11 protein-coding genes and 3 tRNA genes are annotated in these 13435 nt (G+C 62.9%); 9 read left to right on the top strand and 5 right to left on the bottom strand.

Going from position 1 to position 13435, the window contains the following annotated elements:
* Positions 1-16: 16 nt before the first annotated feature.
* Positions 17-2026: a DNA topoisomerase IV subunit B gene (gene parE, locus O9Z70_RS07985; protein WP_286021931.1), complete on the bottom strand. Its 2010-nt coding sequence runs from the start codon at positions 2024-2026 to the stop codon at positions 17-19.
* Positions 2027-2296: 270 nt separating this feature from the next.
* Here parE and O9Z70_RS07980 point away from each other — a divergent pair, with 270 nt between their 5' ends.
* Positions 2297-2464 carry a hypothetical protein gene (locus O9Z70_RS07980; RefSeq protein ID WP_286021930.1) on the top strand — a complete coding sequence of 56 codons (168 nt, stop codon included), beginning with the start codon at positions 2297-2299 and terminating at the stop codon, positions 2462-2464.
* 45 nt (positions 2465-2509) lie between these two features.
* Here the strand turns inward: O9Z70_RS07980 and O9Z70_RS07975 are convergent, their stop codons facing one another.
* From O9Z70_RS07975 to O9Z70_RS07965, 3 genes are all read right to left on the bottom strand, one after another.
* The gene (locus tag O9Z70_RS07975; RefSeq protein ID WP_286021978.1) at positions 2510-2833 is read right to left on the bottom strand and encodes a PRC-barrel domain-containing protein; all 324 of its coding nucleotides are present in this window, start codon (positions 2831-2833) and stop codon (positions 2510-2512) included.
* Between the two features lie 640 nt (positions 2834-3473).
* Positions 3474-4853, bottom strand: coding sequence for a trigger factor (gene tig, locus O9Z70_RS07970; protein WP_286021929.1), 1380 nt, complete (start codon positions 4851-4853; stop codon positions 3474-3476).
* Between the two features lie 47 nt (positions 4854-4900).
* Positions 4901-4985: transfer RNA gene (locus tag O9Z70_RS07965), tRNA-Leu, on the bottom strand.
* Between the two features lie 317 nt (positions 4986-5302).
* Between O9Z70_RS07965 and O9Z70_RS07960 the strand changes: the two genes are divergently transcribed.
* Entirely contained in the window at positions 5303-5641 is a 339-nt protein-coding gene (locus O9Z70_RS07960) for a P-II family nitrogen regulator (protein ID WP_286021928.1), read from the top strand.
* A gap of 43 nt (positions 5642-5684) precedes the next feature.
* Positions 5685-7094: a type I glutamate--ammonia ligase gene (gene glnA, locus O9Z70_RS07955; protein ID WP_286021927.1), complete on the top strand. Its 1410-nt coding sequence runs from the start codon at positions 5685-5687 to the stop codon at positions 7092-7094.
* Positions 7095-7156: 62 nt separating this feature from the next.
* On the opposite strand, the gene O9Z70_RS07950 is transcribed toward glnA, so the two are convergent.
* On the bottom strand, positions 7157-7804 hold the full coding sequence (locus tag O9Z70_RS07950; RefSeq protein ID WP_286021926.1) for a PilZ domain-containing protein: 648 nt from the start codon (positions 7802-7804) through the stop codon (positions 7157-7159).
* A gap of 167 nt (positions 7805-7971) precedes the next feature.
* Here O9Z70_RS07950 and O9Z70_RS07945 point away from each other — a divergent pair, with 167 nt between their 5' ends.
* From O9Z70_RS07945 to msrA, 6 genes are all read left to right on the top strand, one after another.
* Positions 7972-9444 (top strand): NAD(P)H-hydrate dehydratase, encoded by a 1473-nt coding sequence (locus tag O9Z70_RS07945; protein WP_286021925.1) that lies wholly within the window; start codon positions 7972-7974, stop codon positions 9442-9444.
* Between the two features lie 780 nt (positions 9445-10224).
* The gene (gene tet, locus O9Z70_RS07940) at positions 10225-11424 is read left to right on the top strand and encodes a Tet(A)/Tet(B)/Tet(C) family tetracycline efflux MFS transporter (protein WP_286021924.1); all 1200 of its coding nucleotides are present in this window, start codon (positions 10225-10227) and stop codon (positions 11422-11424) included.
* A 268-nt stretch (positions 11425-11692) separates the two neighbouring features.
* Entirely contained in the window at positions 11693-11965 is a 273-nt protein-coding gene (locus O9Z70_RS07935) for an HU family DNA-binding protein (protein WP_198875625.1), read from the top strand.
* 128 nt (positions 11966-12093) lie between these two features.
* Positions 12094-12169: transfer RNA gene (locus tag O9Z70_RS07930), tRNA-Val, on the top strand.
* 307 nt (positions 12170-12476) lie between these two features.
* Positions 12477-12553: transfer RNA gene (locus O9Z70_RS07925), tRNA-Asp, on the top strand.
* 130 nt (positions 12554-12683) lie between these two features.
* The gene (gene msrA, locus O9Z70_RS07920; RefSeq protein ID WP_286021923.1) at positions 12684-13406 is read left to right on the top strand and encodes a peptide-methionine (S)-S-oxide reductase MsrA; all 723 of its coding nucleotides are present in this window, start codon (positions 12684-12686) and stop codon (positions 13404-13406) included.
* The last annotated feature ends 29 nt before the right edge of the window (positions 13407-13435 follow it).

Below are 13435 nucleotides of genomic sequence, written 5' to 3'. Positions count from 1 at the left end.
TTAGGTTAGCGCCGCGCTAGATATCGAGGTCGGTGACGAAGGCCGCGTTCTCCTGGATGAATTCGAACCGCGCTTCGGGCCTGTTGCCCATCAGCCGGTCCACCGTGGACTTGGTGGCGTCGCGGTCATCCAGCACCTTGACTTGCAGCAATGTCCGCGTCTTGGGCGACATGGTGGTCTCGCGCAGATGCGCGAACGGCATTTCGCCCAGGCCCTTGAAGCGGGTGATGTCCACCTTGCCCCTGCCGGCGAACTCGCTCTCCATCAATTCGTTCTTGTGGGCGTCGTCGCGGGCATAAAGCGTCTTGCCGCCCTGACTGATGCGGTAGAGCGGGGGCAGGGCGAGATAAAGATGCCCGTTCTCGATCAGCCGCGGCATTTCCTGGAAGAAAAACGTGATCAGCAGCGAGGCGATATGGGCGCCGTCCACATCGGCGTCGGTCATGATGATGATCTTGTCATAGCGCAGATCATCCTCGGAATAGCGGTCCCGCGTGCCGCAGCCCAAGGCCTGAATCAGGTCGGCGATCAACTGGTTCGCCGCCAGTTTTTCGCGGCTGGCGCCGGCCACGTTGAGAATCTTGCCGCGCAGCGGCAGCACCGCCTGATTGGCGCGGCTGCGCGCCTGTTTGGCCGAGCCGCCAGCCGAATCGCCCTCGACGATGAACAATTCGGCGCCTTGAGCCGCATTCTGCGTACAATCGGCGAGCTTGCCCGGCAGGCGCAGCTTTCGCGTGGCGCTCGCCCGGTCGATTTCCTTTTCCTTGCGGCGGCGCAACCGCTCCTCGGCGCGCTCCACCGCCCAGTCGAGCAGTTTGCCCGCCTGCAATGGCGAGGCCGCCAGCCAGTGATCGAAGGCGTCGCGCAGGGCGTTGTCGACGATGCGGGTAGCCTCGCCCGAGGCCAGCTTGTCCTTGGTCTGACCGACGAATTCCGGCTCGCGCACGAAAACCGAGAGCATGGCCACGCAGGAGGTCAGCACGTCCTCGGCGGTGAGGTTCGCGGCGCTCTTGTTCTTGGTCAGTTCGGCGTAATTCTTGAGCCCGCGCAGCAGCGCCGTGCGCAGCCCGGATTCATGGGTGCCGCCATCCGGCGTCGGCACGGTGTTGCAATAGGATTGCACGCCGCCGTCGCCCAGGGTCCAGGCAATGGCCCATTCCACCGAACCATGGCTGCCGGGGCGGCCGCTCTTGCCGGCGAAGATTTCGTCGGCGATCCGCGTCTCGCCCTCGATCCGCGCCGCCATGAAATCCTTGAGCCCGTCGGGATAATGGAACACCGCCTTGGCCGGCACGTCCTCGCTGGCCAGGCTCTCGTCGCAGCTCCAGCGCAATTCCACGCCGCCGAAAAGATAGGCCTTGGCCCGGGTCATGCGGAAAATCCGCCCGGGCGAGAAATGCGCCGTCGGGCCGAAAATTTCCGGGTCGGGATGGAAGCGGGTCGAGGTACCGCGCCGGTTCTGTACCCGGCCGATATTGGTGACGTCCTCGACCACCTTGCCGCGCGCAAAGACGATGCGGTGCAATTGCTGGTCGCGGGCGACTTCCACGACCATGTCGTCGGAAAGCGCGTTCACCACCGACACGCCCACGCCATGCAGGCCGCCGGAGGTTTCATAGGCCTTGGAGTCGAACTTGCCGCCGGCATGCAAAACGGTATGGACGATTTCCAGGGTCGAGCGATTGGGGAATTTCGGATGCTTCTCGACCGGGATGCCACGGCCATTGTCGGTCACCGTGATATAGCCATCGGCGCCCAGATGCACCTCGATCCGGTTGGCATGGCCGGCAATGGCCTCGTCCATGGAATTGTCGATGACCTCGGCGAAGAGGTGGTGATAGGCATTGGCATCGGTGCCGCCGACATACATGCCGGGCCGGCGGCGCACCGGCTCCAGGCCTTCCAATATCTCGATTTCGGCCGCGCCATAGGCATCGGCGCCGGGGGCGGGCGCCGCCTTGGCCGGGTCTTTCCGCTTTGGTGTTTCCGGCTGAGGCGCAGCGCTACCGAAGAGATCCTGAGACATGCACGTTCCATACTGATCGCCCGAATCGGGTCAGCTTGTTTTCTAGCATATTCCAGCGTTTCCGTGGGTCTCGCCGCCATGACAATTCCCACACTCATGGCAAGGCGAGGGCCGTCAAGATGAACCTTTAGAGAACCGGCCTATGCCGGAACGATCGGGCGCGCGTCCCAAGATAGGCCGCCCGGTTTACGCATCCTTCGTTCTTTGACAGCACTTTCTTAAGTGCCCGCTGGTACAAATCGCCCATACGGTTGGTCTGGAGTTTGCCGTATGCGAGCCGAACTGCCCAGTATTGCGTATCAAGGGGTTAGCGTCGGTTCGAACGTGCCTGGACATTGGCCGACAGCCGGATTGAGTATTGCGTACCGGCTGGCCAATTTCCGCATTCCGCGCCTCGGCGCGCTGCTCGGCGCGAGCCTGCTTTTCTATTTCTTCTGACGTTTCCGGGCCAAGGCCCGGAATGATGCGCGGGGCCCGCCGGGCTCAATGGCTCCGATGGGCCGGGAGAGCTTTCAGCTCCTCCTTGCTCAAATAGGTCAGCGCATGCACGTTGCGGTTCTCGTCGCGCATGAAATCGAGCTGCCCGATGGGCACGGCGACCGGCTTGGCCCCGAGCCCCAAAAATCCGCCGACATCGATGATCACTTCGCCGGCAACGCCGGTGCCCAGAACATGGGTCACCTTGCCCAATTCCTCATTGCCCGGCCCATAAACCGGTGCGCCTTCCAGCGTGGCCTGGGTCAGTTCATAATCCTCGAGGCGCGGATGGCTGGCATGGTCGGGATGCGGCGCATGACGGCCTGGCATATCGCTGCGGCCGGTCTGGTGATTGGGCAGCGTCCGTTCCAGCCGCTCCAGCGCCTCGGCGACGCGCTGCGCCACCAGCGGATCGTAATCGTCATCGGGCGCGGTGCGTTCGTAATTCTGCAATTGCTCGACGCTGATGCCGGCCTCGGCGGCGAATTGCTCCGGCTCGAAACCCAGCGACAAGCGGCGGTTATGGTCGCCCTTGGGCTGATGGGTGGCGTCTGATGTATATTGGGTCATGGCGTGCTCCTATGGTGCAGGAACAAGGGGGCAGGGGGGAAATGGTTCACCCATTGCCCGCGCCAAGCCGATCAATTCTGCCGGGAAACCGTGCATTGAGGCCTGCCATCCCCGCTCGTCACCCTCGCGCTTGACGCGAGGGTGACGAATAGCGGAGGTACGGATGCCCAAAAATGCACCGCCCGCTCATAGACCTCATGGTGAGCCTGTCGAACCACGAGGTCGCGGCCCCGGATTTACCGATCTCGTCCTTCGACAAGCTCAGGATGAGGTCTGCGGGAGATGGAGCCTGCCGAGTTTGTCGAAGCACGAACCACGCGGCCCCGATTTCTCCACCCCCCGACACAAAAAAGACCGCCCGAAGGCGGCCTTTTCGTTCGCAAGCGACCCTGCGAAAATTTTAGTGGTGGTGTTCCTCGGGAACTTCGTCCTCGCCGGCTTCGATCAGCTTGGCGAGTTCGTCGCGGCTCATCTTCTTCTCGGTGATTTCACCCAGTTCGATGATGTGGTCGACCACCTTGTTCTCGAAGATCGGCGCGCGCAGGCTGGCGAGAGCCTGCGGGTTCTTGCGGTAATAATCGTAGACCTGCTGTTCCTGGCCGGCAAAGCGCCGCACTTCGGCGATCAGCGCCTGCTGGTGCTCCTCGTCGGTCACCTGGACTTCGTTGACATTGCCGATTTCGGCGACCACCAGGCCCAAGCGCACGCGGCGCTCGGCGATGCGCTTATATTGTTCCTTGGCTTCTTCCTCGGTCGTGCCTTCATCTTCGAAGGAGCGGCCGTGATGCTCGATCTCGTGCACCACCCGTTCCCAGATGGTGTTGAATTCGGCATCGACCAATTGCTCGGGCACGTCGAATTTGTGGCCATCGTCCAGCGCATCCAGAACCTGGCGCTTCATGTGCTGGCGACCCATCGAGGCCAGGGCGCTTTCCATCTGGTCGCGCACCGCCTTGCGCAGGCCGGCCACGTCTTCGAGGCCCAGATTCTTGGCGAATTCGTCGTCCAGCTCGCCCTGGTTCGGACCGTCGGCATGCAGGATGGTGACGTCGAAAGTCGCGTCCTTGCCGGCCAGGTCCTTGTTCTGGTAGTCGGCGGGGAAGGTGACGGAGATGGTCTTGGTCTCGTCCTTCTTCATGCCCACCAGCTGTTCTTCGAAGCCGGGAATGAATTCGCCCGAGCCCACGGTCAGATGGGCGTGGTCGGACGAGCCGCCTTCGAATTCCTTGCCGTCGATCTTGCCGACGAAGCTGAGGCCCAGCCGGTCGCCGTTCTCGACAATGGCGCCTTCGCCCTTGTCGGTATAGCCGCGGTTCTGGTTGAACACGCGCTTGACCTCGGCCTCGACTTCCTCGTCGGTGACATCCACCACCGGCTTGTCGATCTTGACGCCCTTGATGTCCATCAGGGTCACCGGCGGCAGAACTTCATATTCGACGTCGAATGCCAGGTCGGCCTTGCCGTCCAGCACTTCGTTGATGACGGTCTGGTCCTGGGGCAGGTCCACCTTCGGCTGGGCCGCGGCGCGTTCCTTGCGCTCGTCGAGCGTGTCCGAAACCGTCGCATTGATGGCATCGGTCATCACTTCCGACATGGCCGAGCGGCCATAGACCTTCTTCAGGTGCGCGGTCGGCACCTTGCCGGGACGGAAGCCCTTGATATTGGCCTGGCCCTTGAGCTCTTCGAGCTTGGCGTCAAGGCGCGAATTGAGGTCTGCGGCCGGAATGGTCACGTTCAGCTTGCGCTTCAGGCCTTCATTGAGGGTTTCGGTTACCTGCATTGGGGTCTTATTCCCGTCTTGATTGATCTCGTTAGGCCGAGGCCATGTGGTGCGGGTGAGAGGACTCGAACCTCCACGCCTTGCGGCGCTGGAACCTAAATCCAGTGCGTCTACCAGTTCCGCCACACCCGCAAGGGCCCCCGTCGGCCGGGTTGGCGTTGCATCTATATGAAGAGCGTAGGCCAGTCAAAGCCTCATTGTCCCGCCGCCTCTGTGCCGCCGACGCTCAATCGCGCGCCACTCGCCTTGCGACAAGGGGCCGGACTTGCGTAGGATATGGGCATATTGCCCATTTTTTGCGCAATCAGGCTGGGATTGGCGGAAGCGCCTCCCGAGCCTGCTTCCTCTAACTTATTCGATTATAACGCAATTTCGGCTTTGGCATAGCGTGGCACGGCCCATGCATACGTCTTTGCATCAACTGCCGAAAACGACCAGTGGAGGCGTAAGTGAAGAAAATCGAGGCTATCGTGAAGCCGTTCAAGCTCGACGAGATCAAGGAAGCGCTACAGGACGTTGGCCTGCAAGGCATTACCGTGACCGAGGCCAAGGGCTTCGGGCGCCAGAAGGGCCATACCGAGCTGTATCGCGGCGCCGAATATGTCGTGGATTTCCTGCCCAAGGTGAAGGTCGAGGTCGTGTGCCCCGACGACCTGGCCGACAAGGCGATCGAGGCGATCCGGGCTGCCGCGCAGACCGGCCGGATCGGCGACGGCAAGATTTTCGTCTATTCCATCGAGCAGGCGATCCGCATCCGTACCGGCGAAGCCGGCGACGACGCGCTCTGAACCCCAGCCAGCAACAGCATTCCGACCAGACAGAGGACGATAAATGACCACCGGAAGCGACATCATCCAGAAGATCGCGGATGAGAACATCAAGTATCTTGACCTGCGCTTCACCGATCTGCGCGGCAAGCTGCAGCACGTCACCATGGACGTCTCGGTGGTCGACGCCGACATGTTCGAGGAAGGCGTCATGTTCGACGGCTCTTCCGTTGCCGGCTGGAAGGCCATCAACGAAAGCGACATGGTGCTGATGCCCGATCCGAATTCGGCCTATCTCGACCCCTTCTTCGCCGCCTCCACCCTGGCGGTGAACTGCGACATTCTCGAACCCGCCACCTATCAGCCCTATAATCGCGACCCGCGCTCCATCGCCAAGAAGGCCGAGGCGCTGGTCAAGTCCAGCGGCATCGGCGACACCGTCGTCTTCGGCCCGGAGCCGGAATTCTTCATTTTCGACGATGTGCGCTATTCCAACAGCACCTACAAGGTCGGCTTTTCGGTCGATCACTCCGAGCTGCCGAGCAATAGCGACACCGTTCGCGAAGGCGGCAATAGCGGCCATCATATCGGCCTCAAAAAGGGTTATTTCCCGGTGCCGCCGCTGGACAGCGCCCAGGACATGCGCGGCGAGATGCTCGAAGCCATGAGCTCGATGGGCGTCGTCGTCGAAAAGCACCACCACGAAGTGGCGTCGGCCCAGCATGAACTGGGGGTGAAGTTCAAGACCATGATCGCCTCGGCCGATGATGTGCTGATCTACAAATATGTGGTGCAGCAGGTGGCCAATGCCTATGGCAAGACCGCGACCTTCATGCCCAAGCCGGTCTATGGCGACAATGGCTCGGGCATGCATTGCCATTCCTCCATCTGGAAGGACGGCAAGCCGCTATTCGCCGGCGACCAATATGCCGGCCTCTCCATGGAATGCCTTTATTATATCGGCGGCATCATCAAGCACGCCAAGGCCATCAACGCCTTCACCAATCCGACCACCAATTCCTACAAGCGGCTGGTGCCGGGCTTCGAGGCGCCGGTCCTGCTGGCCTATTCGGCCCGTAACCGTTCGGCTTCCTGCCGCATTCCCTTCGGCCAGAGCCCCAAGTCCAAGCGCGTCGAGGTCCGCTTCCCCGATCCGCTGGCCAATCCCTATCTCGCCTATACCGCGCTGCTGATGGCCGGCCTCGACGGCATCCGCAACAAGATCCATCCCGGCGATCCGATGGACAAGGATCTTTACGAGCTGCCCCGGGAAGAGCTCAAGGAAATCCCCGTCGTCGCCGCCTCTTTGCGCGAAGCGCTGGAAAATCTGTCGACCGACCGCGACTTTCTCAAAGTCGCCGGCGTCATGGATGACGACTTCATCGACAGCTATATCGACCTCAAGATGCAGGAAGTGATCAAGGTCGAGCAGACCCCCCATCCGGCCGAATACGAGATGTATTATTCGGCCTGATCCGACCGCTCGCTGATGCGGCGCCATCCGCTCGTTCGGGTGGGGCCGCATGGCGACCGCTGCTATCCGTCTGGCGGCTGCAACAGATATTCCACGGCATCGCGATCCTGAATCTGGACGAATTGCAGGGCGAAACCCACTTCGAGATAGCGGACGACGCGCCCCACCAGCCGGCCCACGGCCATGGGCGTACCGATTTCCGGCCAGAAATGCGCGGAGATCGCCGCGCCGGACTGGGACACGTCGATGATGAAGCAGGGAATGCTGGTGCCGTCGCCCAGCGTCAGCAGGCTGCGCGGATCGCGGGGCGGAAAGCGTTTATGCTCGCGCTTGTCGGGAACCTGCGACTGCATGTATTTCTTGTGCCATTCGATCTTGGCGCCGAGCTTGGCGCGGGCGCTTTCCGGCATCTCGATGTCGATGACGAAGCCGGAGGGCAATCGGCGGGTGATGCGGCCGTGCAGAATGCCGAATTCATCGAAATGGGAGGAAACCGTCTCGCCTTCGCGGCCGACCTCCGGCCCCACGGCCACCAGCATGCGCGGAGAAATCGAACAGAGGCGGCAGGCATAGATGGGGATTTTCTCCTGCGGCGACTGCCGGCGGTCCGGCAAGGCATAGCGGCCCGCCAGCGCACCGATAAAGCGCACGTCGCGCCATCCGTGACTGGACGAGCGCCCATCATTGTTCAAAGTGGCAGCAAGTGACACGGGCCCCCCCTCCCATGGATCACCAATCGGCACCCTGGCCGGATGCCCCTAAGGACTAATCCCGATATGGCCGTACAAGACCGTACACCTGTAAATTTGTTGCTAATTGCATCGTTTGCATCTTCTGCATCGTTTGCCCGATGCGATGCTTCCCGGTGCCCTTTCAGATGAATGAGTCGAGAGAAATCCTGCTGTCCCCGCAGCAGATGATGCGGGCCGATCATCTGGCCGTCGAGGCCGGCATCGCTTCGCTGGCGCTGATGCAGGCGGCGGGCGCCGCTGTGGAAGCCGATATCGTCGCCCATTTTTCTCCGAGGCCCGTGCTGGTCCTGTGCGGGCCCGGCAATAATGGCGGCGACGGCTATGTATTGGCGCGGCTGCTGCGGGATCGGGGCTGGCCGGTAACGCTCGGCCAGGCCGGCGATCCCGACAGGCTGCAAGGCGACGCCGCGGCCATGGCGGCGCAATGGACCGGCCCGGTCGTCCCGCTTGCCGAGCTCCAGCCCGGCGATTTCGGCCTGATCGTCGACGCGCTGCTCGGCGCCGGACTGGATCGCGACGTCACCGACGCGATGGCGGACATGATTGACCGCCTCAATGCTGCTGAACGCCCCATTGTCAGCGTGGACATGCCCACCGGCATCGACGGCGCCACCGGCGCGGTTCGGGGCCGGGCTGTCAGGGCCCAGCGAACCGTCAGCTTTTTCCGCCGCAAGCCCGGCCATCTGCTGCTGCCGGGCCGGGCGCATTGCGGCACGCTGACGCTGGCCGATATCGGCATTCCCGATGCCGTGCTGGAAACGATCGGCGCCCGCGCCTGGCGCAATCGCCCCGGCCTCTGGCTCCTGCCGCCGCAGCGCGACGAGGACAATAAGTTCAGCCGCGGCCATGTCGTCGTCGTTTCCGGCGGAGCCTTGCAGACCGGAGCCACGCGGCTCGCCGCATTGGGCGCGTTCCGCAGCGGCGCCGGCCTGGTCACCCTGGTCGGCAGCGAGGATGCCTTGCGCGTTCATGCCGCCCACGTCACCGCCATCATGCTGAAACCGGCTCCCGGCGCCGCCGACCTCGCCGATCTGCTGTCCGACCGGCGCATCAATGCCTTGGTCATCGGCCCCGCCGCCGGCATCGGCCCCGACACCGCCGCCCGGGTCAATGCCATATTGGCCACTGCAGCCGCCGCCGTGCTCGACGCCGACGCCCTGACCAGCTTTGTCGGTGATCCAGAGGCCTTGTTCACCGCCATCGCCGCCCGGGCCGCGCCGGTCGTGCTGACCCCGCATGAAGGCGAGTTCGAGCGCCTTTTCGGCGACCTTCCCGGCGGCAAGCTCGAAAGGGCCTGTCTGGCGGCGCGCCGATCCGGCGCCACCATCATTCTCAAGGGCAGCGACACCGTCATCGCCGCGCCCGATGGCCGCGCTGCCATCAACGACAATGCCCCGCCCTGGCTGGGAACCGCCGGGGCAGGGGACGTCCTGGCCGGCATCGCCGCCGGCCTGCTGGCGCAAGGCATGGCCGGCTTCGAGGCCGCCAGCGCCGGTGTCTGGCTCCACGCCGAAGCCGCCAACCATTTCGGCGGCCCCGGCATGCTGAGCGAAGACCTCCCCAACCTGCTGCCCAAAGTGCTGGCCAGCCTGCAATAAGGGCAAGCCCGACGCTTGCCGGGTCCAAAACCCCGTCGTTTGCACTCCCCACCGCGCCTCGGGGGCTGGGGATGTCGTTCCTCCCCGGATCGTCACCCTCGCGCTTGACGCGAGGGCTCTTGCGATGCCGGTAACGCCCTCGCGTCAAGCGCGAGGGTGACGAGCGGTGGCAATGTCCCCCAGCCCGTCGCCGCAAGGGAGGAGTGTTTACATCGGGGACTTCGAGTCAAATTGTCTCGGAACGTGAGGTCCTTAGCTCCCTCCCCCTTGAGGGGAGGGCCGGGGAGGGGGTGCTGCGGACCCTGCACATCCGTAGCCTCACCCTCGCTCCGCCACCCCCATTCTCAATCCCTCCCATCAAGGGGGAGGGAGGCGCAGGAGCCGCCGATTCCGGGAAAAGCTGAAGCACTCTCGGGATATCGTTCCCTCCCCGGATCGTCACCCTCGCGCTTGACGCGTGGGCGAGGGGCAGTGGGTGGGGGCAATCGCATGGCCCCAAACCCCGACCGGAGAGGCGCACAATCCTCTCCCAGACCTCATCCTGAGCCTGTCGAAGGACGAGGTCGGTAAAACTCCCCTTCGACACGCTCCCCATGAATTCGCGTAGCTGGCCGGGGAGGGGCCCCACCCCTCCTGCCACATTCCGGCAACACCTTCCGTCATCCTCCGGTCCCATCTTGCCAGGCCCCGCGCGGCCCCTTACATCACACTGCCCTTGCTCATGGTCCCCGCTTGTCGTCGCGACCGGGTTCGGCGCGGCGATGCAAATGGAGTGACCTCATGAACAAGGCGCTGGTGGTCATTCTCGCGGCCGTGATGCTGGATGCTGTCGGCATCGGCCTGATTTTCCCCATTCTGCCCGCTCTGTTGCGCGAGGTCGGGCATACCAGCGACATCGCCATGCTGCTGGGCGTGATGCTGGCGCTCTATTCCGCCTGCCAATTCCTGTTTTCGCCGATTCTCGGTGTCCTGAGCGACAGGTTCGGGCGTCGTCCGGTGCTTCTGGTCTCGCTGGCCGGCGCCGCCATCGATTATCTGGTCATGGCGGTGGCGCCCGAATTGTGGCTGCTGGTCATCGGCCGGGCCATTGCCGGCATTACCAGCGCCAATATGGCGGTCGCCACCGCCTATATCACCGATATTTCCAGCGAGGACGAACGCGCCAGGAGATTCGGCCTGTTCCATGCCATGTTCGGCATCGGCTTCATCATCGGCCCGGTGCTGGGCGGCATGCTTGGCGATCTGTGGGTGCGGGCGCCCTTCCTCGCCGCCGCGCTGCTCAACGGGCTCAACTTCGCCCTGGCCCTGTTCGTGCTGCCCGAATCGCGGCCCGGTCGCCGCGATGCGCGCTTCACCTGGGACACGCTCAATCCTTTCAAGCCGCTGGCCTGGGCCCTGACCTTCAAGGCGCTGATCCCGCTCATGGCCATCTATCTGATCATGAATCTCGTCGGCACCGTCTATGGCACCACCTGGGCCATCTATAGCGAAGACGTCTTTGCCTGGAACGGCATGATGATCGGCCTGTCGCTGGGCGCCTATGGCGTCTGTCACGCGCTGGCCCAGGCCTTTCTCACCGGGCCGGCCGTGGCCCGGCTGGGGGAGCGCTGGGCGCTGATCGTCGGCATGGCCTTCGAGGCCGGAGCCATGCTGACCCTGGCCTTTGCCACCCAGGGCTGGATTCTGTTTCTCATGGCGCCGGTCTTCGCTATGGGTGGCATCGGCATGCCGGCGCTGCAATCGCTCACCACGCGGCAGGTGGACGCCGACCGGCAGGGGCAATTGCAGGGCGTCCTCGCCAGTCTGGTCAGCCTGGCTTCGGTCTTCGGCCCGCTCTTTTTCAGTTTCGCCTATCACGGGTTCCGGCCCGCCTGGCCCGGTGCCATCTGGCTGGTGGCGCTCGGCATCTATCTGCTTGCCCTGCCGTTGATGCTCGGAATCAGACGTACACAGCCGCATGTCGGCTCTCCCCACACCTGAAGGCCGATGAGGCAGGTGCGGGGCTTTTGATCCAGACGAGGCGCTCGCGCGGTAGCGGGCCGTGGATTCGAACTTGTTCACAGCCCCCGGAAAACCGGGATTTTGCAGCCGAACTGGGCTTGCAGAGCCCGGTTTTCCGGTCCATTAACAGATTTGCACCGTCGGGCCGCCGAAAACCCCCGGATTTCCTTGCGTTTCGCGCAGAATCGCAAAAGGTTGTCGGCGTTTTCGTTCGCCAGACGGCGGGCATTCACTGTGAGGAAACGCTATGAACAAAAACGATCTGGTTGGCGTCGTTGCCGACAAGGCTACGATCACCAAGGCACAGGCCGCCGAAGCGGTGGATGCAGTGTTCGAGGCCATCACCGCAGCCCTGAAGGGCGGCGAAGAGGTTCGGCTGGTCGGTTTCGGCACCTTTGCCGTCTCCCAGCGCAAGGCTTCCACCGGCCGCAATCCGGCCACCGGCGCCGAAATTCAGATTCCGGCTTCGAACCAGGCCAAGTTCAAGCCCGGCAAGGGCCTCAAGGACGCGATCAACTAAGATCGCCTCCCGCGCCTATGGCAATCGGCTCCGCGCAAGAACTGCCGGGGCCGTTTCGCCTTACAATGCCGGTTGACGGGCACGAGCAGGCACCCTAATCAGGGCGCCGTTCCGTTCCAGATCGGCGCGGGCGATTAGCTCAGTTGGTAGAGCGCCTCGTTTACACCGAGGATGTCGGCGGTTCGAGTCCGTCATCGCCCACCAGTCCTTCCGATGGCTGGACGCCTTTTCCCGCAGCGATTATCGCCCGCCGGGCTTTTTCCCGGATTTCGCGGCAGATGCTAACAGTCTGTTAGCGGGAAGCGCGTGATGCGATACCGATGCTGAAAATGTCCCGATTTCGCGCGCTACATCAAAAAAGCGTCCTTACTGCTTCTGAAAGCGTAAGTTTTCCACATCGCTTTTTGACTTTTGCGAAAATGTCGTCCCATCGTCACTTGCTCGCTTGACTTCGCAAACACCCCCCGGTAAACGAACGCCACGTTGCGCGAATGACTTGTTCGCAAGCGCTGCGGGAGTAGCTCAGTTGGTTAGAGCGCCGGCCTGTCACGCCGGAGGTCGCGGGTTCGAGCCCCGTCTCTCGCGCCATTCATTTCCTTGAAATCATTATTGAATTGGCGTCGTCCGTCGCGGGTTCATTTCGTCGTGATGCGCGGTCGCTGGCCGCAATTTGCCGGCATAATGGTTGAATGGCTTATGTCCATTCACGAGGTGCGCGATGCCCATCGCAACCGATTGTCACCGCCGCCGATTCCTGATCGGCCTTGCCGCTAGTTCTTTGACTTTCCTTCCATTTTTGGCTCCGCCATCGCTCGGCCAGGAAAAACCCGTCACCATCCCGCCGCCTGAAATGGACCTGGAAGAAGACCGCGACATAGCCGTCGCGATCCTCGCCGGCGGTTGCTTCTGGGGAATCCAGGGCGTCTTCCAGCGCGTAAAAGGGGTGAAAAGCGCCGTATCCGGCTATTCAGGCGGGCTGGCGGAAACTGCCACCTACGAGCAGACCAGCCGGGGCGATACCGGCCATGCCGAAGCGGTTGAAGTGAGCTATGATCCCCGGGAAATCAGCTTCGGCGCCCTCCTGCATATTTATTTCTCCGTTGCCCACAATCCGACCCAGCTCAATTATCAAGGGCCGGACCGCGGCCCCCAATATCGCTCGGCAATTTTTGTGCGCGGCAAGGTGCAGGAAGATGTGGCCCGGGCCTATATCGCCCAACTCGATGCCAGCAAGCTGTTCGAGGCCCCGATCGTGACGTCCCTGGAGCCGTTTGAGGCTTTCTACCCGGCCGAGCAATATCATCAGGACTTCCTGACCTTGAACCCGGACTGGCCCTATATCGTCGTGCATGACATGCCCAAGATTGCCGCGTTGGAGCGGCTCTTTCCCCAACGTTTCCGCGCCGATCCCGTGCTGGTCGGTTCGTTGCCAAGCGGGTAGGGGGGCGAACCGCGGAACCGTGGCCTGCG

The sequence above is a fragment of the Devosia sp. YIM 151766 genome, from assembly GCF_030285925.1.
Classification (GTDB): domain Bacteria; phylum Pseudomonadota; class Alphaproteobacteria; order Rhizobiales; family Devosiaceae; genus Devosia.
Note: the sequence above shows the minus strand (reverse complement) of the source record. Positions and strands in the feature narration are given on the sequence as shown.

Coding starts and splice junctions, on each gene's coding strand:
- tig (WP_286021929.1), bottom strand. CDS start 4,853: ATGCAGGTAACCGAAACCCTCAATGAAGGCCTGAAGCGCAAGCTGAAC.
- O9Z70_RS07980 (WP_286021930.1), top strand. CDS start 2,297: ATGCGAGCCGAACTGCCCAGTATTGCGTATCAAGGGGTTAGCGTCGGT.
- O9Z70_RS07945 (WP_286021925.1), top strand. CDS start 7,972: ATGAATGAGTCGAGAGAAATCCTGCTGTCCCCGCAGCAGATGATGCGG.
- glnA (WP_286021927.1), top strand. CDS start 5,685: ATGACCACCGGAAGCGACATCATCCAGAAGATCGCGGATGAGAACATC.
- tet (WP_286021924.1), top strand. CDS start 10,225: ATGAACAAGGCGCTGGTGGTCATTCTCGCGGCCGTGATGCTGGATGCT.
- O9Z70_RS07975 (WP_286021978.1), bottom strand. CDS start 2,833: ATGCCAGGCCGTCATGCGCCGCATCCCGACCATGCCAGCCATCCGCGC.
- msrA (WP_286021923.1), top strand. CDS start 12,684: ATGCCCATCGCAACCGATTGTCACCGCCGCCGATTCCTGATCGGCCTT.
- parE (WP_286021931.1), bottom strand. CDS start 2,026: ATGTCTCAGGATCTCTTCGGTAGCGCTGCGCCTCAGCCGGAAACACCA.
- O9Z70_RS07935 (WP_198875625.1), top strand. CDS start 11,693: ATGAACAAAAACGATCTGGTTGGCGTCGTTGCCGACAAGGCTACGATC.